Origin of the sequence: Aquitalea sp. ASV15 (genome assembly GCF_016429115.1) — a bacterium.
Lineage (GTDB): Bacteria > Pseudomonadota > Gammaproteobacteria > Burkholderiales > Chromobacteriaceae > Aquitalea > Aquitalea magnusonii.
The window spans coordinates 1-21,475 of the sequence record NZ_JAELTZ010000032.1; the positions used below are offsets into that span (position 1 = coordinate 1).

General features: G+C 62.0%; 19 protein-coding genes. 8 read left to right on the forward strand and 11 right to left on the reverse strand.

Translation table 11 applies throughout. The features are described from left to right. The first annotated feature begins 278 nt into the window (after positions 1 to 278). Genes JHD64_RS14225 through JHD64_RS14235 form a run of 3 tightly spaced genes read left to right on the forward strand, consistent with a single transcriptional unit; the run spans position 279 to position 4,488 of the window. Positions 279 to 1,433, forward strand: coding sequence for an FIST signal transduction protein (locus JHD64_RS14225; protein ID WP_199053642.1), 1,155 nt, complete (start codon positions 279 to 281; stop codon positions 1,431 to 1,433). After that, positions 1,430 to 2,917 carry an HD domain-containing phosphohydrolase gene (locus tag JHD64_RS14230; protein ID WP_199053644.1) on the forward strand — a complete coding sequence of 496 codons (1,488 nt, stop codon included), beginning with the start codon at positions 1,430 to 1,432 and terminating at the stop codon, positions 2,915 to 2,917. The genes JHD64_RS14225 and JHD64_RS14230 overlap by 4 nt, the downstream gene beginning before the upstream one ends. A 2-nt stretch (positions 2,918 to 2,919) precedes the next feature. Further along, positions 2,920 to 4,488 carry an HD domain-containing phosphohydrolase gene (locus JHD64_RS14235; protein ID WP_199053652.1) on the forward strand — a complete coding sequence of 523 codons (1,569 nt, stop codon included), beginning with the start codon at positions 2,920 to 2,922 and terminating at the stop codon, positions 4,486 to 4,488. An 80-nt stretch (positions 4,489 to 4,568) separates the two neighbouring features. Here JHD64_RS14235 and JHD64_RS14240 read toward each other — a convergent pair whose 3' ends face one another. From JHD64_RS14240 to JHD64_RS14250, 3 genes are all read right to left on the reverse strand, one after another. Further along, positions 4,569 to 5,666, reverse strand: a complete 1,098-nt coding sequence (locus JHD64_RS14240) for a linear amide C-N hydrolase (protein ID WP_199053654.1) — start codon at positions 5,664 to 5,666, stop codon at positions 4,569 to 4,571. A 192-nt stretch (positions 5,667 to 5,858) separates the two neighbouring features. Then, positions 5,859 to 6,464, reverse strand: a complete 606-nt coding sequence (locus JHD64_RS14245) for a PolC-type DNA polymerase III (protein WP_059286690.1) — start codon at positions 6,462 to 6,464, stop codon at positions 5,859 to 5,861. A gap of 11 nt (positions 6,465 to 6,475) precedes the next feature. Next, the gene (locus tag JHD64_RS14250) at positions 6,476 to 6,679 is read right to left on the reverse strand and encodes a hypothetical protein (RefSeq protein ID WP_124641382.1); all 204 of its coding nucleotides are present in this window, start codon (positions 6,677 to 6,679) and stop codon (positions 6,476 to 6,478) included. A gap of 121 nt (positions 6,680 to 6,800) precedes the next feature. On the opposite strand from JHD64_RS14250, the gene JHD64_RS14255 reads away from it, so the two are divergent. Then, on the forward strand, positions 6,801 to 7,382 hold the full coding sequence (locus tag JHD64_RS14255) for a flavin reductase family protein (protein WP_199053656.1): 582 nt from the start codon (positions 6,801 to 6,803) through the stop codon (positions 7,380 to 7,382). Between the two features lie 113 nt (positions 7,383 to 7,495). Here JHD64_RS14255 and JHD64_RS14260 read toward each other — a convergent pair whose 3' ends face one another. Both JHD64_RS14260 and JHD64_RS14265 read right to left on the reverse strand, forming a co-directional pair. Continuing rightward, positions 7,496 to 8,854 carry an aspartate aminotransferase family protein gene (locus tag JHD64_RS14260; protein WP_199053657.1) on the reverse strand — a complete coding sequence of 453 codons (1,359 nt, stop codon included), beginning with the start codon at positions 8,852 to 8,854 and terminating at the stop codon, positions 7,496 to 7,498. A 48-nt stretch (positions 8,855 to 8,902) separates the two neighbouring features. Further along, positions 8,903 to 10,240 carry a glutamine synthetase family protein gene (locus JHD64_RS14265; RefSeq protein WP_199053658.1) on the reverse strand — a complete coding sequence of 446 codons (1,338 nt, stop codon included), beginning with the start codon at positions 10,238 to 10,240 and terminating at the stop codon, positions 8,903 to 8,905. 228 nt (positions 10,241 to 10,468) lie between these two features. Between JHD64_RS14265 and JHD64_RS14270 the strand changes: the two genes are divergently transcribed. After that, entirely contained in the window at positions 10,469 to 11,116 is a 648-nt protein-coding gene (locus JHD64_RS14270; RefSeq protein ID WP_059286694.1) for a GntR family transcriptional regulator, read from the forward strand. A gap of 172 nt (positions 11,117 to 11,288) precedes the next feature. On the opposite strand, the gene JHD64_RS14275 is transcribed toward JHD64_RS14270, so the two are convergent. Both JHD64_RS14275 and JHD64_RS14280 read right to left on the reverse strand, forming a co-directional pair. After that, complete coding sequence (locus JHD64_RS14275) at positions 11,289 to 11,849, reverse strand: hypothetical protein (protein WP_199053659.1); 561 nt, start codon at positions 11,847 to 11,849, stop codon at positions 11,289 to 11,291. Positions 11,850 to 11,939: 90 nt separating this feature from the next. Further along, positions 11,940 to 12,539, reverse strand: coding sequence for a TetR/AcrR family transcriptional regulator (locus JHD64_RS14280; protein WP_082693535.1), 600 nt, complete (start codon positions 12,537 to 12,539; stop codon positions 11,940 to 11,942). 103 nt (positions 12,540 to 12,642) lie between these two features. On the opposite strand from JHD64_RS14280, the gene JHD64_RS14285 reads away from it, so the two are divergent. The 3 genes from JHD64_RS14285 to JHD64_RS14295 are packed head-to-tail and all read left to right on the forward strand — an operon-like array spanning position 12,643 to position 16,834. Next, positions 12,643 to 14,082: an efflux transporter outer membrane subunit gene (locus JHD64_RS14285; protein ID WP_199053660.1), complete on the forward strand. Its 1,440-nt coding sequence runs from the start codon at positions 12,643 to 12,645 to the stop codon at positions 14,080 to 14,082. Between the two features lie 46 nt (positions 14,083 to 14,128). Continuing rightward, a complete protein-coding gene (locus JHD64_RS14290; RefSeq protein WP_199053661.1) occupies positions 14,129 to 15,292 on the forward strand; it encodes an HlyD family efflux transporter periplasmic adaptor subunit in 1,164 nt (387 codons plus the stop codon). 3 nt (positions 15,293 to 15,295) lie between these two features. Next, a complete protein-coding gene (locus JHD64_RS14295) occupies positions 15,296 to 16,834 on the forward strand; it encodes a DHA2 family efflux MFS transporter permease subunit (protein WP_059286165.1) in 1,539 nt (512 codons plus the stop codon). Between the two features lie 154 nt (positions 16,835 to 16,988). Here the strand turns inward: JHD64_RS14295 and JHD64_RS14300 are convergent, their stop codons facing one another. The 4 genes from JHD64_RS14300 to JHD64_RS14315 all read right to left on the reverse strand — a co-directional run bounded on the left by JHD64_RS14300 (position 16,989) and on the right by JHD64_RS14315 (position 21,218). After that, the gene (locus tag JHD64_RS14300; RefSeq protein ID WP_370540960.1) at positions 16,989 to 18,212 is read right to left on the reverse strand and encodes a Rid family hydrolase; all 1,224 of its coding nucleotides are present in this window, start codon (positions 18,210 to 18,212) and stop codon (positions 16,989 to 16,991) included. A 559-nt stretch (positions 18,213 to 18,771) separates the two neighbouring features. Continuing rightward, positions 18,772 to 19,455 carry a DUF1028 domain-containing protein gene (locus JHD64_RS14305; protein ID WP_199053663.1) on the reverse strand — a complete coding sequence of 228 codons (684 nt, stop codon included), beginning with the start codon at positions 19,453 to 19,455 and terminating at the stop codon, positions 18,772 to 18,774. Then, positions 19,452 to 19,874 (reverse strand): RidA family protein, encoded by a 423-nt coding sequence (locus JHD64_RS14310; RefSeq protein WP_199053665.1) that lies wholly within the window; start codon positions 19,872 to 19,874, stop codon positions 19,452 to 19,454. Before JHD64_RS14310 ends, JHD64_RS14305 begins: the two co-directional genes overlap by 4 nt. 72 nt (positions 19,875 to 19,946) lie before the next feature. Beyond that, a complete protein-coding gene (locus tag JHD64_RS14315; RefSeq protein WP_233170507.1) occupies positions 19,947 to 21,218 on the reverse strand; it encodes an NAD(P)/FAD-dependent oxidoreductase in 1,272 nt (423 codons plus the stop codon). Between the last annotated feature and the right edge of the window lie 257 nt (positions 21,219 to 21,475).

Genomic DNA, 21,475 nt, shown 5'->3' on the forward strand with positions numbered 1-21,475 from the left:
CCGCTGGTGCTGCGCGTGCTGTGCAGCACCCTGCTGCTGACGCCGGCCATGGTGTTCTGCTTCATCCCGCTGTGCAGCCGCCTGCTGCGCAACTGGCTGCAAGGCAAGAGCCAGCGCGCGCCAGCACTGGCCGGGGAACACTGAACCACCGCGGCAGGGGATTGCGCCGGCCGGTTTTTCTCAGCATTTATTGTGCAAAACGGTCGGAAACAGCGATGACCTCGTTTATGATAAGGCTATCGCTCGCAAGAGCAGCTTACTGATCGAAAGCCCCGCCGATGAACGCCCCCTGGCACAGCCCGCTGGATAGCGGACAGCTGGAAATGCAATTACGTCAATGGCAATCCAGCCATCCCGGCCAGCAATTGCTGGCGCTGGTAGCAGAGTCCGATCAACAGCAGCTGCCCCTGCTGCAAACCTGCTGCCTGCATCTGGGCATCGGTCTGGCCGGTGGCATTTTTCCGCGCCTGCTGGACGGTCAGGGCTTTCTGCCCGGCGGGGCCTGGCTGCTGCCCCATGCCTCACCGGCCGATGCCGCCCTGCTTGGCATCCACCCTGACCGTGGAGCGGCCACGGCCGCCCGCCAGATGGCCGACCAGGTGCTGCACATGCTGCAACAATGGCCGGCAACACAGGGCAAGCCCACGCTGTTCATGCTGTTCGACGCCATGCTGCCGGACATTGCCTCCATCCTGGACGAGCTCTACCTGCTGCTGGCCGATCAGGTGTACTACGGCGGCGTGAATGCCGGCAGCGAGAGCTTCCAGCCCATGCCCTGCCTGTTCGATCAGCATCACACCATCGGCCATGGCGTGCTGTGCCTGCTGCTGCCCTCCTCCGCCAATCCGGTGATTGCCCACGGCTATGCCGCACCACAGCAAACCACCTGCGCCACCGCCACCGCCGGCAACCGCATCTTCCAGATCGACTGGCGGCCGGCCTTCGACAGTTACCGGCAGATGGTGCAAGAACAGTTTGGCGCCGAGCTGACCCGGGAAAACTTCTACTCCTTTGGCGTGCACTTTCCGCTGGGGGTGGTGCTGGCCAACCAGCAGGTACTGATCCGCGTGCCGGTGGCACTGGAAGACGACGGTTCGGTGTTCTGCGTGGGCGAGGTACCGGAAAATGCCCTGCTGATCATGCTGCAGGCCCCGTCAGAACCAGGGACTGAGTGCGTGGACAGCATTGTGGCCGACTTGCGCCAGCGCCATGGCGAGATCAGCCAGCAGCCATTGCTGGGCTTTTACTGTGCCGGTCGCAGCATGCACTTCGGGCCGGCGGCGCTGGCGGAAATCAGCCATTTGCAGGCCAGCAGCGCGGCGGCGCCGCTGGTGGGTGCGCTGACGCTGGGTGAAATCGCCAGCCTGCAGGAATGGGGTTATCCGCTGTTTCACAATGCCAGCATCCTGTGCAGCCTGTGGCGGTCGGCATGAACAAGGACCAGTTGCTGGCCGTACTGTACGACCTGTCGCTCACCATCGGGCGCGAGGTGACGGTGGATGCCCTGCTCACCAAGGTGGTACAACGCCTGCTCTACCATACCGGCTGCCCCACCGGGCTGGTGCTCGGCCATCCGCAAGGGCTGGATGCCGGCCATGGCCGTGTGCTGAAGGTGATAGGTGACCATCTGCTGCAACAGCAGCAAGGAGAAGACATCGCCCTGCCGCCGGGCCTGCTGGGCCGCACCATCCGCTCCGACCTTCCCCAGGCACTGCTGCAAGACTTCACCGGCCAGCCGCGCTACCAGTGCGGCCTGCGCCTGCCGCTGGACCCGCAGCACACCATCCTGCTGCTGGCCCCGACACCGCTGCTGCAGCAACTGCCGCTGGAGCATGTTTTTCCACCCGTGCTGGCCAATCTGTCACGCGCCATCAAGCTATGCCAGGACAGCGAACAACTGGCCGAAACCATGCAGCGCGAACGCAATCAGGCCAAGGCCGCGCTCAACCGTGCGCTGCGCTTCAACCAGGCCCTGCTCAAGGCCATTCCCATCGCCGTGTTCTACAAGGATGCGCAGGGGCGCTACCTCGGTTGCAATCCGGCCTTCAGCCGCACCGTGGGCATGCAGGCCGAGGACATCATCGGCAAACTGCCGGCAGAAGTCTGGCCGGCCGAGCTGGCCGCCATGTTCGCCCAGAAAGACAGCGAGCTGATCGCCACCCGCCAGCCACAACTGTTCGAATACATGATAAGCAGCCAGCAAGGCAAGCTGATGGATGTGGTCTACGCCAAGGACCTGTTCTACGACGATGACAACCAGATTGGCGGCATCATCGGCGCCTTCATCGACATCAGCGCGCGCAAGCAGGCGGAAGAATCGCTGCGCCAGTCGCTGATCCAGGCCATCAGCGCCCTGTCCTCGGCCATGGTGCACCGCGACCTGAGCACGGCCGGCCACGAAGTGCGGGTCAGCGACCTGGCCGTGGCCATCGGCCGCCAGCTGCAGCTGGGTGCCGAACAGCTGGAAGGGCTGGGGCTGGCGGCCATGGTGCACGATATCGGCCAGATCCAGATTCCCTCGGAAATCCTCACCCGGCCGCGCCGCCTCAATCATGAAGAATTCGAACTGGTGAAAATGCATGCCGAAGCCGGGCATGAAATCCTCAAGGACATCCACTTCCCCTGGCCGATTGCCGACATCGCCTGGCAGCACCATGAAAACATGGACGGCAGCGGCTACCCGCGCGGCCTCGCCGGCAGCGACATCCTGCTGGAGGCACGCATCATCCATGTCGCCGACAGCATGGAGGCCATGCTGTCGCATCGCCCCTTCCGCCGCCAGCTGGGCCTGGAGCAGGCGATAGCGCAATTGCAACAACACCGTGGCAGCATCTACGACCCGGATGTGGTCGATGCCTGCCTCAGCCTGTTTCTCGAGCAGGGCTACCAGCTACCGGACAGCAAAAGAAAAAACTGATCATGTCCCTCCCCACCGCCCACTCGCCGCTAGGCGCCTGCACGCTGCAGGCGCTGATCCGCCAATTGCCCGACCGCGTCGTGGTCAAGGACCGCAACTCGACCTTCATCGCCTGCAACCAGCGCTTTGCCGATGATCTGGGCCTGAGCGTCGACGCCATCAGCGGCAAAAGCGATTTCGACTTCTTCCCGCCGCAACTGGCTGCGCGCTACCAGGCCGATGATCACCAGGTCATCAGCACGGGCCAGGGCATCACCCTGCAGGAGCCAGGCATGTTCGCCGGCAGCCCCGGCTGGCTGGAAACCAGCAAATCACCGATTTTCGATGCGACTGGCCAGTGCATCGGGCTGACGGTGATCATCCGCGACATCAGCCAGCAGTTGCGCGACATCGACGAAATGCGCCGCCAGTCGTGGGCGGTGCAGGCCAATAGCCGCACCAATCAGGCGCTGGTGCAGGCGCAGGATGAAGGCGAGCTGCTGCAGGCGGTATGCGAGGCCATTGTGGCCGACCAGCGCTATCAGCTGGCACTGATCTGCGGTATCAGCAATGTGCAGCAAAAGCAGCTGCAAGTGCTGGCCTGCGCCGGCAGCGCCCGTGGCTATGCCGAACAGCTGCAGGTCAGCTGGGACGAAAACCAGCCCAGCGGCCGCGGGCCTATCGGCCACTGCATCCGCCTGGGCAGCACGGTCAGCCTGGGCGAACTGCAGCAACAGCCGCAGTTCCAGCCCTGGCAAGCGGCGGTGCGCCAGTTCGGCCTGCAAGCCATCGTCGCCATCCCGCTGGTGGCCGGCCCGGACCTGATCGGCGCGCTGGCGGTATACGCCGGCGAGGCACAATCGTTTGGTCCGGTGGAAGTGCAGGTATTCGAAGAACTCACCCGCAATGTGCAGTTTGGCATCCAGTCGCGGCGTACCCAGGTGGCCTACCAGCAGTCATTGCAGGAGCAGGCCAGCCAGGCGCAGGTGCTGGAAAAGGCACTGGAAAACGCACTGGCCGCCATTGCCTCGGTGCTGGAGCAACGCGACCCCTATACCGCCGGCCACCAGAAGCATGTCGCCGAGCTGGCCGTACTGATCGGACAGGAAATGGGTTTGCCAGCCGAGCAGCTGCGCGGGCTGTACCTGAGCGGGGTGGTGCACGACCTGGGCAAGATCGAGGTGCCGGCGGAAATCCTCAGCAAGCCCAGCCGGCTGCATCCGGTGGAGTTTGCCCTGGTCAAGCGCCATCCGGATGTGGCCTACAACATCCTGAAAAACATCGATTTTCCCTGGCCCATCGCCGACATCATCCGCCAGCATCACGAATTCATGGACGGCTCGGGCTATCCGCTGGGTTTGTGTGGCGACGCCATCCTGCCGGAAGCGCGCATTCTCACCGTGGCCGACATAGTCGAATCCATGTCGTCCGACCGCCCCTACCGCGCGGCCCTGGGCATCGAACAGGCCATTGCCCAGATCCGGCTGATGCGCGGGGTGCAACTGGACCCGCTAGTAGTCGATGCCTGCATCCGCGTACTGGAACGGGGCGCCTTCACCCCGCACCTGCTGTCGCTGGAAGACAATACCTGAGCCGCCAGCCGCCGCGGCACACCTGCCAGGACGGCAAGCAGCCTGCCGCCAGCCCGGACCTGCGACGGCAGCGAGGACGCTTACTGGTAGGACCTGACCGGCTGCAGATGCTGACGCACATTGCCAGTCCAGCCCTTGCTGCCATACAAATTCAGCCGCTGGATCGCCTTGGTCTGCTTGAGCCGGCCAAAATCAAGCTGCGGCAAATCCAGCCATACCGGGCTGATGGATGAGGCCGACAGAAAGCTGTAGCGCAGGTTCTTCATGTCAGCCGTGGTGTTGAAATAGGTTCCCGGACCACGGTTTTCTGCCGGATAGCGCGAATACGGCTCGTAGGTTTTCTCTACCGACACATCGAGTGGATCCGCCATCAGCCCAATCGGCATGGCGACACTGTGCATGATGGATGACAGAAAACCGCGCGCTTCTTCGACATTATCAGGACGCGGCAATGATTTGAGCAGCCAGTTGGCACGCACCAGCCGCGCATCGGCCTGCCAGCCGGTGGGGATGGTCTCTGCATTGGCGGCGGCATATTTCTTTTCCAGCTTGAGCATGCTGTCGTAATCAGGCGGATTGGTCAGCACGGTAAACTTGCGGCCATGATGGATGACGGTTTCGCCATTGACGATTTCGATAATGGCCGAGTCGCCGCTGGCGTCTTCAATGGCTATGTGCTTGGTATCGGATGCATAGTCGATGGGCAGCCGCTTCGGTTCCAGCCGTACCGCGCGGATGGCAGCTACCGCCTCGGCCACGGTGGCGTGATTGTCCAGGATGAAACTGACCCAGTGGCTGCTTTCCAGCACCGGCTTGGCCGGCTTGCCTGGCTGCTGCTTTTCCTCCCCGCCGGTAAAGTACAAGGTATGTGCCACCAGGCCTTTTTCGTTCATGCCGTCCATGGGAAAGACATTGTCGGCATAGACGGCCACGCTGCCATAGCGGGCGGTCCAGCGCGCCGCATGGGGGGCATTGTCACCGGTCGCGCCGACACGGGCGATACCGCGCGGACTCACCACCAGCGTAGGGCTCACCGGCCCGAAAAAATCCAGATTGCGCGAACTGAGCATATAGCCCGGCTGGGTATTCCACAGTACGCGGGTACAGGCATCTGCCGTGCTAAACAGGGTAAGGGTCAGTGAGCTGGCCAGAACGGCCTTGGCAAAAGCAAATGACATGAAAACTCCCGGATTGAGTAGGTATCGCGCACAAATCGTGGCTTGCGATACGGGTGATCAGTCTAGGGAGGGCCCTTCAGGGCGGGCAATGTCATGCAATCCGGTTTGTTCACTGGAAAATTCGCATTCCCGGCAGCCACATGCAGCGCAGCGGAAAAACCGCGACCGGGCAGGGACGCATGCCCTGCCCGCTCAGGCTTGCTGCAAGAAACTGCCGACCTTGCTGGCGGTTACCTTTTGCAGCTGGCAAAGCTGTTGATGGCTCAAGCCCGCGGCACCATGCTGCCGCCTTGCCGTATCCAGCAGGTATTGCAGCAGATGCGCCGCCATGCGGGCATCGGCCAGCGCGCGGTGGGCGCGGCCGGTATCGGGCAAGCCGGCCCAGCGGTTGAGCGTGCCCAGCTTGTGATCCGGTGCCTGCGGCAGCAGCCGCCGCGCCAGTAGCAGGGTACAGGCAAAGTCCTGCCGCCGCTGGCGGCCGAGCAAGCCCAGCTCGTGATCCCAGAACTTGCGGTCGAAGGCGGCATTATGTGCCACCAGCGGGATGTCACCGACAAAGTCGGCCACCTCGGCCATCACCCGCGCCGCTGGCGGTGCCGTGCGCAGCATGGCATTGCTGATGCCGGTCAGGCGCTCGATGTCGGGTGGTACGCGCACCCCGGCATTCATCAGGCTCTGGTAGCTGTCCAGCTCGCGGCCATCCTGCCACAACACCACGGCCACCTCGGTGGCGCGGCTGCCCATGGCGGGCGACAGGCCGCTGGTTTCAAAGTCGATTACGGCGAAACAGGCTGACATGGGCTGGGTTCTTAGTTCAAGGCGGCCTTGGCGGCCTCTTCCGGGCTCAGGCCATCAAAGAACATGTCGGTAAACCACTCGGCATTTTCCTCGATCTGTTGCTGTGCTTCGTCCGGCTTGGCGCCGGCCGCCACGAACAGGGCTTCCACTTCGGCACACCATTGCAGCAGGGCTTCGGTTTCCGGATCCAGCTCGTCGTCTTTGCGTTTGGACATGGTTGATCTTTCAATGAAAAGTAAAAACTGAGGCGGCATTGTACACGCCATCGGCAAGGTTCTGGCTGAGGTCTGCGGGATATTGCTAGAATCCGCCATCTCCATCTTGCGGAAAATCCTCATGAGCACCCTTGTTGATGTCGATCTGGCCAAATGCTATCGCCTGCTGAACCACGGCCCCACCGTGCTGGTATCCAGCGCTCATGGCAGCCAGCGCAATGTGATGGCCGCCGCCTGGGCCATGCCGCTGGACTTCTCCCCACCCAAGGTATTGGTGGTGGTCGACAAGGCCACCCATACCCGTGAACTGATGGAAGCCTCCGGCGAATTCGTGCTGAACGTCCCCTGCCGGGCACAGGCCGGGCAAGTGCTCAAGGCGGGCAGCATCAGTGGCAAGGAGGTGGACAAGTTTGCGGCCTGCGGCCTGGAGCCGGTGGCTGGCAAGCAGGTGGCTGCGCCGCATGTGGCGGGCTGCATTGCCTATCTGGAATGCCGCATCATCAGCGAGCCGCATAATCAGCAGCAATATGATCTGTTTATCGGCGAAGTTGTATTCGCCAGGGCCGATCCGGCGGTGTGGCACGATGGCCATTGGCAGTTTGACGGCCACGATGACAAGCGCAGCCTGCACTATATTGCCGGCGGCAGCTTTTTCAGTATCGGCGAGCAATTCAGCGTCAGCGCCGACCCGGCGGCGGATTGAAACAGGCCGCCGTAGCGGCGGCCTGTTTCGGCTGGTTCAGGCATAGCTGACGATGCCCTGACGCTGCCGCGGCAAGGCGGCGCCAGGCTGCGGCAGCGTTTGGGTCGGCGGCTTCAGCGCACTTGCTGCACAAAGCTGTCGAAAGCCTCTACCAGCCGTTCGACATCGGCCGTCGTGGTCTGCGGGCACACCAGCAACATATTGTGGAAAGGGGTGATCAGCAGACCGCGGTTAAGCAGGTAGAGATGGATGATGTGCTCCATATCGCTATCCAGAATGGCATCGGCCTCGCTGCCATTGCGCGGCGGGGTGGCGGTGAACTGGAACTCGGTACGCGCCCCCACCTGGGTGACACACCACGGCAGCTGATGGCGGGCGATGACGGCACGCAGCCCCTCGGCCAACTGGCCGGCCAGGGCAAACATGTGGGCATACGCCTGTTCGGTCATCACCTCGGCCAGATTGGCACGCATCGCGGCCATGGCCAGCATGTTGGCGGTCAGCGTGGTGCCGATGCCGCTATGCCCCGGTACCGCCTCGCGCTTGGCCTGCTGCGCCCGCTCGGCCATTTCCGCAGAAAAACCGTATACCGCGCACGGTACCCCGCCGCCCATGGGCTTGCCCAGCACCATCATGTCCGGTGTCAGGCCATGGGCGCGGCTATAGCCACCCATGCCGGTGCTGATGGTATGGGTTTCATCCATGATCAGCAGCGTGCCGTAACGGCGGCACAGCGCTTGTGCCGCTTCCCAGTAGCCGGGATCGGGCAGCACCATGCCGATATTGGTCATGGCCGGTTCTGCCAGCAGGCAGGCCACCTGCCCGTCCTGTAGCGCCGCTTCCAGCGCGGCCAGATCATTGAATTCCACCACGCGGGTGTATTGCGTCAGGTCGTAGACCTGCCCCAGCAGGCTGGCGCGCTGCACCGGCTTGCCATCCACCAGGTCGACAAACACATCGTCAATGGTGCCGTGGTAGCAGCCATTGAATACCAGCAATTGCTGGCGGCCGGTGGCGGCCCGCGCCCAGCGCAGGGCAAAGCGGTTGGCGTCGGTGGCGGTCATGGCAAACTGCCAGTACGGCAAGCCAAAGCGGCGCGCCAGCTCGCTGGCCACCCAGACCGCATCTTCCGACGGCAGCATGGTGGTGATGCCGCGCGCGGCCTGCGCCGCCACCGCCTTGGCCACCGGCGCCGGGCCGTGACCAAACATGGCGCCGGTATCGCCCAGACAGAAATCGACATACTGATTGCCGTCCACATCCTCAAAGCTGGCACCCTGCGCCTGCTTCACATACAGGGTGAAGGGGGTGGACCAGTCGTCCATCCAGTGTAGCGGCACACCAAACAGCAGATGCTGCCCGGCCTGCTCCGACAGCTGCCGCGATTGCGGCCGCGCCGCGATAAAGCGCTCCCGCTCCTGCGCATGTAGTTGCAGGGCCTTGTCCCAGTTGATGCCGTGTCGTGTAGTCATCCATCTCTCCTTGATCTTGTTCTGTGCGGGCAGCCGCCCGCCATCATGTCATACGTGCAGCTGCAGGTGTTCGCGTTCCCAGGCGGTAATGCCGCGATTGAAGGTTTCGAATTCCTTTTCCTTCACCGCGCAGAAAGCCTGCACAAACTGCTCGCCCAGAATTTCCGACAATTCGGGACTGTCCTGCATCAGCGCCACGGCATCTTCCAGGCTGCGAGGCAGCTCGAAATCCAGATCATAGGCACTGTCGCTCATCGGCTCGCTGGCTTGCAGTTGCTGCACCATGCCCAGATAACCGCAAGCCAGGGTGGCCGCCATCGCCAGATAGGGGTTCACATCCACCCCCGGCACGCGGTTTTCCAGCCTGCGCGCACTGGGGCCGGACGGTGGAATGCGAATGCCGCAGGTACGGTTGTCATAGCCCCAGCGCACATTGATGGGGGCGGCTGCGTGGCGGCTGAGCCGGCGATAGGAATTCACATACGGTGCCAGCATGGGCATCACCAGCGGCAGGTATTTCTGCATGCCGGCAATGTGCTGGAAAAACAGCGGCGTGGCCGTGCCATCGGCTGCCGAAAAGATGTTTTCGCCGCTAGTGCTGTCGACAATGCTCTGGTGGATATGCATGGCACTGCCCGGCTCACCCTCCATCGGCTTGGCCATGAAGGTGGCGAAGATATTGTGCCGATAGGCGGTTTCGCGCACGGCACGCTTGAACAGAAACACCTGATCGGCCAGCTCCATGGCATCACCATGGGCAAAGTTGATCTCCATCTGGCAGGCACCTACCTCATGGATCAGCGTTTCCACATTGAGCTTGGCCTGCTGACAGAAGGTGGACAGCTCCTGGAAGAAGGGATCGAAGTCGTTGACGGCATCGATGGAGAAGGACTGCCGCCCTACTTCAGAACGCCCGGCACGGCCGGTGGGCGGACGCAGGGGTTCGTGCGGATTGCTGTTCTGGCGGATCAGGTAGAACTCCATCTCCGGCGCCACCACCGGCCGCCAGCCACGCTCGGCATACAGCTTGAGCACGCGCCGCAGCACTGCGCGCGGCGAAATGCCAATCGGCTGGCCATCGAAATCCTCGCAATCGTGGATCACCACCGCCACCGGCTCGATGGCCCAGGGCACCAGGCGGATGGACGACGGGTCCGGTACGCACACCATGTCCGGATCATTGGCTCCGACAAAGCGTTCGAATTCGGCAAATTCACCATTGACGGTGATGGTCAGCACCGCCCGCGACATCTTCATGCTGGCCTCTGCCAGAAACAGATCGCGCGGCACAATCTTGCCGCGCGCCACGCCGGTCATGTCGGGAATGACGCATTCCACCTCATGGATATTGTGTTCACGAATGAAGCTGTGCAAATGTTCATGCATGATTTCTCCTTTATGATCATAAATGCAAAAATAGCCTACATTCCAATACCGCACCAACCCGAATGAAATTAAATGTAAATACCGGAATCAAAGCTGAAACGAATCATAGTAAGACAGAGATTCAATGTCAATATTTGATCAAATAAACAAAACAAAGCCAAGCATCACAGCACCGCCACTGCTATGGTATCCTTGTGGCAAACTCCAATACTCACCGACCCGCCAACGATGAAGACTTCAGCCTCCTCCACTCTGCAGGACGAAACCTACACCACGCTGCGCCAATGGCTGTCACTCGGCCGCTGGCTACCTGGCGAACGACTCAAGATCAAACAACTGGCACAGGACATGCAGGTCGGTGAAATGCCGGTGCGCACGGCCCTGCAACGCCTGGTGGCGGAAAAGGCCCTGGCCAACATTCCCAATTGTGGCGTGACCGTCCCGCAACTGAGCCGCACCCAGTTTGATGACATCCTGCAAACCCGCATGCTGCTGGAGGGCGAAGCGGCCGAAAAAGGCGCACGTAATCTGAGCAGCGCCGACTTCAAGTTGCTAGAACAACTGACCGCCACCATGGAACAGGCCATCAAGGAGCACGACGTCAAAGGCTATCTGACGGCCAACGAAGAGTTTCACATCACCCTGTACCGCGCCTCCGGCTCGGCCATGCTGCTGGCCCTGATTGAAAGCGTGTGGCTGCACGTCGGCCCCATCTCCAACCAGCTGCACCAGGACCCGCATGTGTGGAGCATCATGAACGACTGTCATGAAGACATGATGCGCGCCCTGCAACGGCAGGACCCGTCGGCGGTGCGCCGCGCCATCGAGCGCGACCTCTTCAATGCCGGTCAGTACCTGAAAACCCTGTGCAACTGAACAGCATGCTGTCCGCATGAGAAACCGCGCACCGGCCTTTATGCTGCGCACTTAATAAAAAAGCACCGTGCTCATTCCTGAGTAACGGTGCTTTTTTGATTTCTGCAGCCAGGCCAGGCTACGCGCACTGATCGTGCCAACGACAAACTACGAACCAGCCCAGTCCATCAGCTTACTGGCCCGCATCACAGCCCTGGCTAAGCTTGCCGCTGTCGATATCCTGCGTGCTGCATGAGGTCTCTTGGTATTTTCCAGCCTTGAAGGAAAGCTTCACCAAGTAGCACTTGCCACCATGGCATTGCGCCTCCTGAATGTCCTTCAGGCCATTGCTACGACTGTCCAGCAGCTGGAAAGCATCCGAATTGCCGTCGTAGAGAATGTTGTTTCTATCATCGACAATCCAGTGGCAGAAGGTATGTGCGCCATAGAAAGTCCGGAAATACGGGGAAGATTTGGGCCGAACGAAAAGAAAAGTCCTGCCATCCGCAGCCAGGGGAAGCTTGCGGCTGACGAAGAACTGCCGATAGTCGCCGGGCTTGAGGTTTTTCTCTGCCGTTTCCTCGTCGGCCTGCAACTGCAAGTCCGCATCAGAACGGACGATCAAGCCGGCCACTGCCGGAGACACGGCCGCCCAGCCGGTGGTTTGCTCTTCCGTGTAGTTTGCAAAAACGGGACCGGCCAGCGCCGCGCCTGAACACAGCATGAGCAACAAGCCAACAATCTTCATCATCATTCCTTGCCTGCAGTGCTTCACACATGGGCAGCATGCAGTGCGCAGCATCCAGGGCCAGGCTCTTGGCTTGCCTGGCCATACCACAAGCCACTACACGCCGTACCAGGCCATGAATACCTGCACACCCCGCGTCACCCGCTCTTGCAGCAGGCTCAGCTCATCCTCGCTCACCACACCTATCATGAAAGTCTGCTGATACTCAGCCTGTACCAGGGACAGCAAATGCATGGCAGCCACCCAGCCATCCGCCTGGCGCAGCCGCCCGGCGGTCATTTCCGCCTCCAGATAGGCCGCCACCTTGTTCCAACCCTGACGCGGGCCGGCATCATAAAACTGCTGCGCCGCGCCGGCACGCACCAGCTCGCCGACAATGATGCCGCGCATGGCCATCAAATCCGGCCCCAGGATGACCTGCAGGTAGTTTTCGGCAAAAGCCTGCAAGGAGGCAACAATATCCCCGCCCGGCACCAGTCGCGCATAGGCCTGCGACATGCGCTCCTCGGCCAGCATCTTCATCACGCTTAAAAACAGCTCTTCTTTTGATTTGAAATAGCCATACAGCGTGGCCTTGGAGCCACCCACCCGGCTACAGATTTCCGCCATCGACGTAGCCTCGTAGCCACGCTGCAAGAACACTTCCGCCGCCGTCGCCACCATGTGCTGACGGCGTTCTTCGCTTTTTGTACGCATTCACACTCCGAAACAGTACCAAACTGTACAGTTTTTCTTGACGATAAGATTTGTCTGCATTATAACCGTACCGTACCGTACAGTTAAAGACCTTGGCAATATTATGGACACCACATCAAGCATGCGCCGCCGGCACTCCTTGCTGCAACTTTCGCTGCTGGGCAGCCTGTTGCTGACCGGCTGCGCCAGCGTACCAGAACTGGGCCCGGCCGCCCGCAGCAAAACCACTGCCGAACTGGCCAGTCAGCAAAGCCTGCCCGCCAGCACCGCCCGATGGGCCAACAGCAACTGGTGGCAGGAGTATAACGACAGTCAGCTCAATGCCATCATGCAGGAGGCGCTGAGCAACGCCCCCGACCTTGCCGCCGCCCAGGCGCGGCTGGCCAAAGCAGCAGGCCAGGCCGAACAGGCCGGAGCCAGCCGGCTGCCCAGCGCCAGCCTGGACAGCTCGGTCACCAAGCTCAAGCAAAGCTATAACAACGGCATGCCGGTCGCCTATGTGCCACATGGCTATAACAACTCTGCCAGCGTAGAGCTGAACTTCAGCTACGAGTTCGATTTCTGGGGCAAGAACCGCGCCGCAGTAGCCGCCGCCAGCTCGGAACTGGCCGCGGCCGAGGCGGAAGCCGCACAAAGCCGGCTGACCCTGACCAGCGCGATTGCCGCAGCCTATGCCGAACTGGCGCGCCTGTTTGCCGAACAGGATGCGGCCGAGCAGGCACTGGCCGTCCGCCGTCACAGCGTCGAACTGCTGCAACAGCGCTACGACAACGGCCTGGAAACCCTGGGCAGCCTGCGCCAGGCCGAATCGCGCGCCGCCGGGGCCAGTGCCGATCTCAGCGCCGCACGCCAGGCCATTGCCCAGCAGCGCTACAGCCTCGCCGCCCTGATGGGTGCCGGGCCGGATCGCGGGCTGGCCATTGCCCGCCCGCAAGCCAGCCTGCTGGACGCACAGGGCCTGCCCGCCACCTTGCAGGCCGACCTGCTGGGCCGCCGGCCCGACCTGGCGGCCGCCCGCCTGCGCGCCGAAGCCGCCGCCCGCCGCATCGATGTGGCACACGCGGCGTTCTACCCCAATGTCAATCTGTCGGCCTATCTGGGCGTGCAGTCGCTGGGCCTGAGCCTGCTGGGCAAGAGCGGCTCGGATGTGGGCGGCGTCGGCCCGGCCATTTCGCTGCCCATCTTCCGTGGCGGCGCACTGCAAGGCAACTACCGCGTGGCACGCGCCGAATACGACGAAGCCGTGGCCAGCTACAACCAGACCCTGACCCAGGCCCTGCATGATGTCGCCGACGTGATGGCGCAGCAACAGGAACTGGCGCCACAGCTGGAACAGCGCCGCCTGGCACTGCAAACCGCCGAGCAGGCCTATCAGGTCATGCAGAACCGCTACCAGGGCGGCCTGGCCAGTTATCTGGACGTGCTGAATGCCGAAGACAGCGTCATCAGCTGCCGCCGCAGCGCCGCCAGCCTGGAAACCCGCCAGCTATTGCTCGACGTCAACCTGATCAAGGCACTGGGCGGCGGCTATCAGCAAGCCTGAGTCCCCCCGGCCCACACACAGACAAACCGCATACTAGAGAACCATCATGAGTGAAATCAGCCAAACCCTTCCCGCCAGTGCAGCCCCGCAAGCCAGCGACCAGCTGCGCCTGGCCAAACGCAAGAAACTGTTTATCCTGCTCGGCAGCGCCGTCGCCCTTGGCGCAGTGGCAGCCGGCAGCTACTGGACGCTGGTGGCCTCGCACCATGTCAGCACCGACAATGCCTATGTTGCAGCCGAGATCGCCCAGGTCACCCCGGAAGTCAGCGGCACCGTGCGCGAAGTGCTGGCGGTGGACACCCAGGCGGTCAAGCGCGGCGACATTCTCGCCCGTCTGGACGACAGCGATGCCAAGCTGAACCTGGCCCAGGCCGAGGCCGAGCTGGCCCGTGCCGAACGCCGCGTACAAGGCTATCTGGCCAGCGATGAAGGCTTGCAGGCGCAGATCCAGGCGCGCCTTGCCGAGCAGGCGCGCAGCAATGCGCAACTGGCTTCCGCCCGCGCCGACCTGCAACGCGCCGAGCTGGACCTGAAGCGCCGCCAGGCACTGGCCAAGAGTGGCTCGGTATCCGGTGAGGAACTGAGCAATGCGCAAAACGTGTTCAGCACCGCCAGCGCCAGCCTGAGCGCCGCCGAAGCCGCCGCCAAGCAGGCCGAGGCCAATGCCCGCGCCGCGCAGGGCTCGCTCAAGGCCAACCAGACCCTCACCGTCAACACCACGCTAGACAACAACCCCGAAGTGGCACTGGCCCGCGCCAAGCGAGACCAGGCCCGCCTCGACCTGGCGCGCACCGTGATCCGCGCCCCGGTGGATGGCGTGGTGGCCAAGCGCCAGGTGCAAACCGGCCAGCGCGTGCAGTCCGGCACCCAGCTGATGTCGGTAGTGCCGCTGCAGCAGGTGCATGTGGACGCCAACTTCAAGGAAGTACAGCTGGACAAGGTACGCATCGGCCAGCCGGCCACCCTGACTGCCGACCTCTACGGCAGCCGCATCACTTACCACGGCAAGGTGGCCGGCCTGTCCGGCGGTTCCGGTGCCGCGTTTGCCACCATCCCGGCGCAAAACGCCACCGGCAACTGGATCAAGGTGGTACAACGCCTGCCGGTACGCATTGCGCTGGACCCGGCCGAACTGCGCGCCCATCCACTGCAAGTGGGCCTATCGATGGAAGTGACCATCGATACCGCCAGCACCGGCCATAGCGAGTAAGCCATGTCCAGCAGCCCAAACTCCACCGCCCCGCAGCCGCTGCAGGGCAATACCCTGTGGCTGGCCGCCATGGTGCTGGCCGCCGCCAACTTTGTCGCCGTACTGGACACCACCATTGCCAATGTGTCGGTGCCCAATATTGCCGGCGGCCTGGCGGTTTCCTCCAGCCAGGGCACTTATGTGATCACCTCCTACGCCGTGGCCGAAGCCATCACCGTGCCGCTTACCGGCTGGCTGGCCGCCCGGCTGGGGACGGTGCGGCTGTTCATTGGCTCCATGGTGTTGTTCGGCCTGTTTTCCCTGCTGTGCGGCATGGCCGGTTCGCTGGAAACCCTGGTGCTGTTCCGCGTGCTGCAAGGTCTGGCCGGCGGCCCGCTGATGCCGATGTCGCAAACCCTGCTGCTGCGGATTTTCCCCAAGGAGAAAACCGGTGCCGCCATTGGTTTGTGGAGCATGACCACGCTGATCGCGCCCATCATGGGGCCGATCCTGGGTGGGGTGCTGTGCGACCAGGTCAGCTGGCCGTGGATTTTCTGGATCAACGTCCCCATCACCATGCTGTGCGGCTATGCCGGCTGGCAGTTGCTGAAAAGCCAGGAAAGCCTGCGCGAGAAAATCCGCGTCGATGCCGTTGGCCTTGGCTTACTAGTGGTATGGGTGGCGGCACTGCAAATCATGCTGGATGAAGGCAAGAACCTGGACTGGTTCAATTCCGCCGAGATCATCGCACTGGCCGTCACCGCCGCCATCGGCTTTGCCGCCTTCCTGATCTGGGAACTGACCGAGCGTAACCCGGTGGTGAACCTGCGGGTATTCCGCCACCGCGGCTACTGGGCCAGTGTGCTTACCATCTCGCTGGCCTTCGGCTCTTTCTTTGGCGCCACGGTGCTGACCCCGCAATGGCTGCAAAGCTATATGGGCTATACCGCCACCGAAGCCGGCCATGCCACGGCGATGAGCGGCATCCTGGCGGTACTGGTGGCGCCGCTGGTGGCACAGCTGTCCACCCGCGTGGACCCGCGGCCATTGGTATTCATGGGGGTGATGTGGCTGGGCGGCGTCACGCTGTATCGCAGCTTTTCCAGCACCGACATGGGTTTCTGGCAAGTGGCCTTGCCGCTGTTGTTTCAGGGTGTGGGCATGCCCTTCTTCTTCGTGCCGCTCACCGGCCTGGCCATGGCCAGCGTCGAACCGCAGGAAATGGCCGCCGCCGCCGGGCTGATGAGCTTTATGCGCACCCTGTCCGGTGCGTTTGCCACCTCGCTGGTGACCACCGCCTGGGATGACAAGGCCAGCTACAACCATGCCGATCTGGTCGGCAGCCTGGATAGCACGGGCAGCACCTTGCGCACGCTCCACGACAGCGGCCTGAGCATGGATGCCGCCACCGCCCAGCTGGGCCAGATGCTGCAATCGCAAAGCATCATGCTGGCTACCAACCAGATCTTCTGGCTGACCGGTCTGTCCTTTGTGGTGGCTGCCTGCGCCATCTGGCTGGCTCCGCGTCCGACACGGGTGGCCGATACCAGCCAGGCACACTGACACCATCATCCTGCGTGGCAGCCATGGCCTTAGCGTTCTGGCCGCCACGCCATAGGGCACAGATTATCTGCACACAAAAAAAGAAAGCCGGGTATTTACCCGGCTTTCTTTTTGACTGGAACAAAGCGTTTTCGCCCGTTCCGGCAAGTAGGGCTTAGGCTTGCGGAGCAGTACCTTCCGCGTGCGATACCACGGCATCCATTTGCAGCAGCGCATTGCCCGGCAGCGCTGCCACCGCAACAATACGGCGGGCCGGCGTGCCAGTCGGGAAGAAACTGGCGTAAACCGCGTCGACCGCTGCGATATCTTCGATATTCCGGAGGAAGATATTGACCTTGACCACATCAGCCAGCTGGTGACCGATGCTTTCGACAATGGCCTGGATATTCTTCAGGCACTGCGCAGCCTGCTCCTTGACGCCACTGGCCACCAGCGCACCACTGGCAGCATCCAGCGGCAGCTGGGCAGACAGATGGTTGTAATGCGAGAAGGCCACGCTCTGGCTGGACAGCCGGTCTTGCGGCGCGGCCGCCTTGTTATTGGCCTTGATGACGATGCCGTGGCGGTCTTCCACGGCTTGCGGCGGCGTGCCATCACCATGCGATACCACTACTTCGATTTGCACCAGTGCATCCAGCGGCAATGCGGCGGCGGCAATCACGGTACGGGCCGGGAAATAGGCTACGGCACGGGCAATGGCCGAATCCGGGAAAAAGGTCGTATAAACTTCATTGACGGCATCGATATCCGCCAGGTTTTTCAGAAAGACATTAACCTTGACGATATCGTCAAAAGGCACATCAATCTCTTGCAGAATCGCCTTGACGTTTTTCAGGCATTGCGCGGTTTGTTCTTTCACGCCACCTGCTACCAATTGACCGGATAGCGGATCAAGCGGCAATTGCGCCGAGATATTGTTGTAGTGGGAAAAAGCCACGCTCTGGGTCGACAAGGGGCTAAGCGGTGCCTTTGCGCTATTTTTGGCGATTTTCACCAGATCACCGGCTTGCGGTGCATGCGGAATGGTCCCTTCGCCATTGGAAACCAGGGCTTCCACTTGCACCAGTGCGCCCAGCGGCAATGCGGCTACCGCGACGGTGGTCAGCGCCGGACGATAAGCCGGGAAAAAGCTGGCATAGACCTGGTTTACCGCGTCCAGATCAGCAATATTCTTGAGGAAGATGCTGATTCTGACCACATCATCCATGACATGGTCGATGCTTTCGATAATGGCCTGCAGGTTTTTGAAGCACTGTTCAGCCTGCTCGGTGACGCCGCCAGCTACCAATTGGCCGGATAGCGGATCAAGCGGCAATTGCGCCGACAGATTATTGTAATGAGAGAAAGCGGCGGTCTGCGAACAAGGACCCATATTCACAGGAGCATTTGCCGTATTTCTTGCCAGAACTGCGTTATATCCACTCATGTTAATGCTCACCTTTTGTTTATTCAGGGTATGGCGCAGCAAATATTTGCCGATTCTTCATCGGTCATGGCCACGGCTTGCTGGCGGATGTACTGCATTTGTTTTCGCCAATCACAATTGCCTGCTCCGTTAAGAGCAGGCGCAAATAATAATGAATCGATAATATAATGATTCGCTAATATTTAGTCAACACAGTGGCGCTTGATGCAGATCAACAAAACAACCCTTCACCGGAACGCTTTATCACAGGCAATAAAGCCTTGGCTGGCACTGGCCATGACGTGAATATTTTGGGGGCAGCATGGATGGTTTAATGCCGGGAAAACCGCGGTGACAAGGGGCTTGCGCTGGTCAAGCCGGCAGCCAGCACCGGGCAGCCGCCCTGCTGCTGCATTGCAGGCCGGCGCTCATGCCCTGACACAGGGAAAACGGGCAAATCTGCCCGCTGGCCTGCTCAATGGGCGGATCGAGCAAACTGGCGCGGGCTGGCATACCGGCGCCAGCCTATCCGTCAGCGTGAGGCCGCCACGCCGGGCACGGCAAAGCCGGGGGCGTGCTCGGGGTTTTCTGCCCGCGTGATGTAGTCCTGCATCTGCGGACGATAGCGCTGCCATAACTGGCTTAATTCGGCGATGGGTTCACCATCGCTCCAGTCAATGCGCAGGTCGATCACCGGCCATGCCTGGCTGGCCACCAGCTTGAGACCAGCCGCATGGATGGGGCCGGCCTCCCCGCCCGCCGCCACGGCAGTCTGCATAGCCGCCAGCAGGCGATCGGCCAGATGGCCGGAGCTGGCGGCAAAGGCAGCCACCATCTGCTGCGGTATGGAGTCACCATGCAGGATATTGCCACCGGCAAGGCAATCTGCACCGCTGGCGGTGGCGTGGATACCCAGCGCATGCTGGCCGCTAAAGGTGCTACCCTCGCCACGGGCCGGCAGCAGCAATAGCTGCCGCCATTGCAGGTAAGGATCGGCCTGCGCCAGCTGCTGCAGCAAGGCAGCGCCGCGCAATCCGCTGGCCATGGCTTGCAAGGCCAAAGGACCCAGCAGTGGATTGGTGACATTCTGGCTCATCACCGCCCCCACCCCGGCCTGCAGGTGGCAGCAACGGCTGGCGACGGCAATGCTGGATGAAGCCACCGCCACCCCCAGCATGCCGGTTTCCGGGCAGCGCGCCGCGATGGAGAAGGTCATGGCTGATAGCCCTCGGGGATGACGGCGGTGATGTCGATTTCCACCAGCCATTCCGGTCGGGCCAGCGCCGAAATCACCAGCCCGGTGGACACCGGATACACCCCTTTCAGCCACTTGCCCACGATCTGGTACACCGTTTCGCGATAAAGGGTGTCCACCAGGTAAATGACGATCTTGCACACGTGATCCAGACAGCTGCCCGACTCCTCCAGCAGCATTTTCACATTGGCCATGGCTTTTTCAGTCTGGACGGCGACATCGCCGATGCCCACCGATTCGCGCGTGTCCAGATCCTGGCCGATCTGCCCGCGCAGAAAGACGATATTGCCGGCCACCACGGCCTGACACAGATCATTGTCGAGCTTTTGTTCCGGATAGGTTTCTTTGGTATTGAAGGGACGAATGCGCTTGTGAACCATATTTCACCTCCTTGCAGTGGATGACGGGCTGGCGGGCCAGCCCGGATGTGTCTGATTGGCCGGGCTGTTGTTTCAGGCCGGTGCGGTGGCAGGCTGAGCCGCCGCCACCTGATACGCCTGGTATTTGCGCTGGGTGGCGATGTGGTCGGCGATGAACTTGGCATCGTGCCAGACGCCCCAGATAAAGCTGGAACCACGGCGCGACAGCCAGGGCAGGCCAAGAAAGTACACGCCGGGCTCGGCGGAGATGCCACGCTGGTGCAAGGGCTTGCCCTTGTCATCGAAGGTATCGACCTGCAGCCAGCTGTAGTCGACGGCAAAACCGGTGGCCCAGATAACCGTGGTGATGCCAGCGGCGACCAGATCCAGCTCGAGCAGCGGATGACTGACACAGGCCGGGTCCGGCCCGATCAGGCGCGCTTGCGGCTCGGGCGGCAGGTCCAGCCCGTTGCGCTCGATATAGGCATCGGCGGCATCCAGCAGCGCCAGGTAATTGGCATCGCCGGCTGCGATATTGGCCGCCAGATCCGGCTGGAAGCGCAGCACACCCTGCGCGTAGTCGCGGGTCATCCCCAGCAGGGTAATGCCCTGCTCGGCCAGCCGGCGAAAATCCACCGTATGCCCACCGCGCGCACCGCTGACGGCAATGGTGACATGCTCGCGCCCCGGCTGGACTTTCTGCGCATCCCACTCGCCCAGCACACCCAGCCACCAGCAAAAATCGCGCTGGCGATAGCTGCGGGGCGGCCGGTCATGCGGGCCAACCGACAGATAGACTTTTCTGTTGGCGCGGTGCAGTTCGTCGGCAATCTGCACGCCGGAAGAACCCGAACCCACCACCAGCACCGCTCCCGCCGGCAGTTGCTGCGGATTGCGATAGGCCGCGGAATGCAGCTGGGTAATGCCCGGCTGCTCGGGCAGGATGGGTGGAATCAGCGGCCGCTGGAAAGGGCCGGTGGCGGCCACCACGCGCTGTGCTTCGATCAGGCCGGCACTGGTTTCCACGGTAAAGCCCGGACGGCCGCTATTGCGCGTCACCCGCGTCACCTCCACCCCTGTGCGGATGGGTGCCTTGAAATGGCGTGCATAGGCTTCCAGGTAATCCGCCACCTGCTCTTTTGCCGCAAAGGCATCCGCTGCCACATCCGCAATCGCCAGCCCGGGAAAACGGTCGTGCCAGGCCGGGCCATTGCACACCAGTGAATCCCAGCGCTGGGAGCGCCAGCGTTCGGCTATGCGCTGGCGCTCCAGCACCAGATGCGGCACGTCCAGCTGGCTCAGGTGTTCGCTCAGGGCGATGCCGGCCTGGCCGGCGCCGATGACCAGCGTGTCTGTCTTTTCCATCACCATCGTTGTCTCCTCCCCTGTGTATGCTCCGCCGCCGGCAGCAAAGGGCCGCGACGGGAATGCCGGGCGGCTCGGGTGGCGCGCCGGCCTGACCACTGCAGTCTAGGGAAAGGCTCTGGATACGGAAAATATATATATTGTCTCTATTGAATAATTTTAATTGATGCAAAACAGGTGACCCGGGCAGCGCCTGCAGGCCAGGCCGCCAATGTAAATTTTCATCAAGTTGGTGCTGTTGCCGGTGGCAGTGGCGG

Excerpts from the sequence above, each read along its gene's own strand:
- JHD64_RS14265 (WP_199053658.1), bottom strand. The coding sequence starts at position 10,240 with ATGCATGAACATTTGCACAGCTTCATTCGTGAACACAATATCCATGAG.
- JHD64_RS14310 (WP_199053665.1), bottom strand. The coding sequence starts at position 19,874 with ATGGTTCACAAGCGCATTCGTCCCTTCAATACCAAAGAAACCTATCCG.
- JHD64_RS14285 (WP_199053660.1), top strand. The coding sequence starts at position 12,643 with ATGGACACCACATCAAGCATGCGCCGCCGGCACTCCTTGCTGCAACTT.
- JHD64_RS14240 (WP_199053654.1), bottom strand. The coding sequence starts at position 5,666 with ATGTCATTTGCTTTTGCCAAGGCCGTTCTGGCCAGCTCACTGACCCTT.
- JHD64_RS14260 (WP_199053657.1), bottom strand. The coding sequence starts at position 8,854 with ATGACTACACGACACGGCATCAACTGGGACAAGGCCCTGCAACTACAT.
- JHD64_RS14255 (WP_199053656.1), top strand. The coding sequence starts at position 6,801 with ATGAGCACCCTTGTTGATGTCGATCTGGCCAAATGCTATCGCCTGCTG.
- JHD64_RS14305 (WP_199053663.1), bottom strand. The coding sequence starts at position 19,455 with ATGACCTTCTCCATCGCGGCGCGCTGCCCGGAAACCGGCATGCTGGGG.
- JHD64_RS14225 (WP_199053642.1), top strand. The coding sequence starts at position 279 with ATGAACGCCCCCTGGCACAGCCCGCTGGATAGCGGACAGCTGGAAATG.
- JHD64_RS14250 (WP_124641382.1), bottom strand. The coding sequence starts at position 6,679 with ATGTCCAAACGCAAAGACGACGAGCTGGATCCGGAAACCGAAGCCCTG.
- JHD64_RS14235 (WP_199053652.1), top strand. The coding sequence starts at position 2,920 with ATGTCCCTCCCCACCGCCCACTCGCCGCTAGGCGCCTGCACGCTGCAG.
- JHD64_RS14275 (WP_199053659.1), bottom strand. The coding sequence starts at position 11,849 with ATGATGATGAAGATTGTTGGCTTGTTGCTCATGCTGTGTTCAGGCGCG.
- JHD64_RS14230 (WP_199053644.1), top strand. The coding sequence starts at position 1,430 with ATGAACAAGGACCAGTTGCTGGCCGTACTGTACGACCTGTCGCTCACC.
- JHD64_RS14295 (WP_059286165.1), top strand. The coding sequence starts at position 15,296 with ATGTCCAGCAGCCCAAACTCCACCGCCCCGCAGCCGCTGCAGGGCAAT.
- JHD64_RS14245 (WP_059286690.1), bottom strand. The coding sequence starts at position 6,464 with ATGTCAGCCTGTTTCGCCGTAATCGACTTTGAAACCAGCGGCCTGTCG.
- JHD64_RS14315 (WP_233170507.1), bottom strand. The coding sequence starts at position 21,218 with ATGGAAAAGACAGACACGCTGGTCATCGGCGCCGGCCAGGCCGGCATC.
- JHD64_RS14290 (WP_199053661.1), top strand. The coding sequence starts at position 14,129 with ATGAGTGAAATCAGCCAAACCCTTCCCGCCAGTGCAGCCCCGCAAGCC.
- JHD64_RS14280 (WP_082693535.1), bottom strand. The coding sequence starts at position 12,539 with ATGCGTACAAAAAGCGAAGAACGCCGTCAGCACATGGTGGCGACGGCG.
- JHD64_RS14270 (WP_059286694.1), top strand. The coding sequence starts at position 10,469 with ATGAAGACTTCAGCCTCCTCCACTCTGCAGGACGAAACCTACACCACG.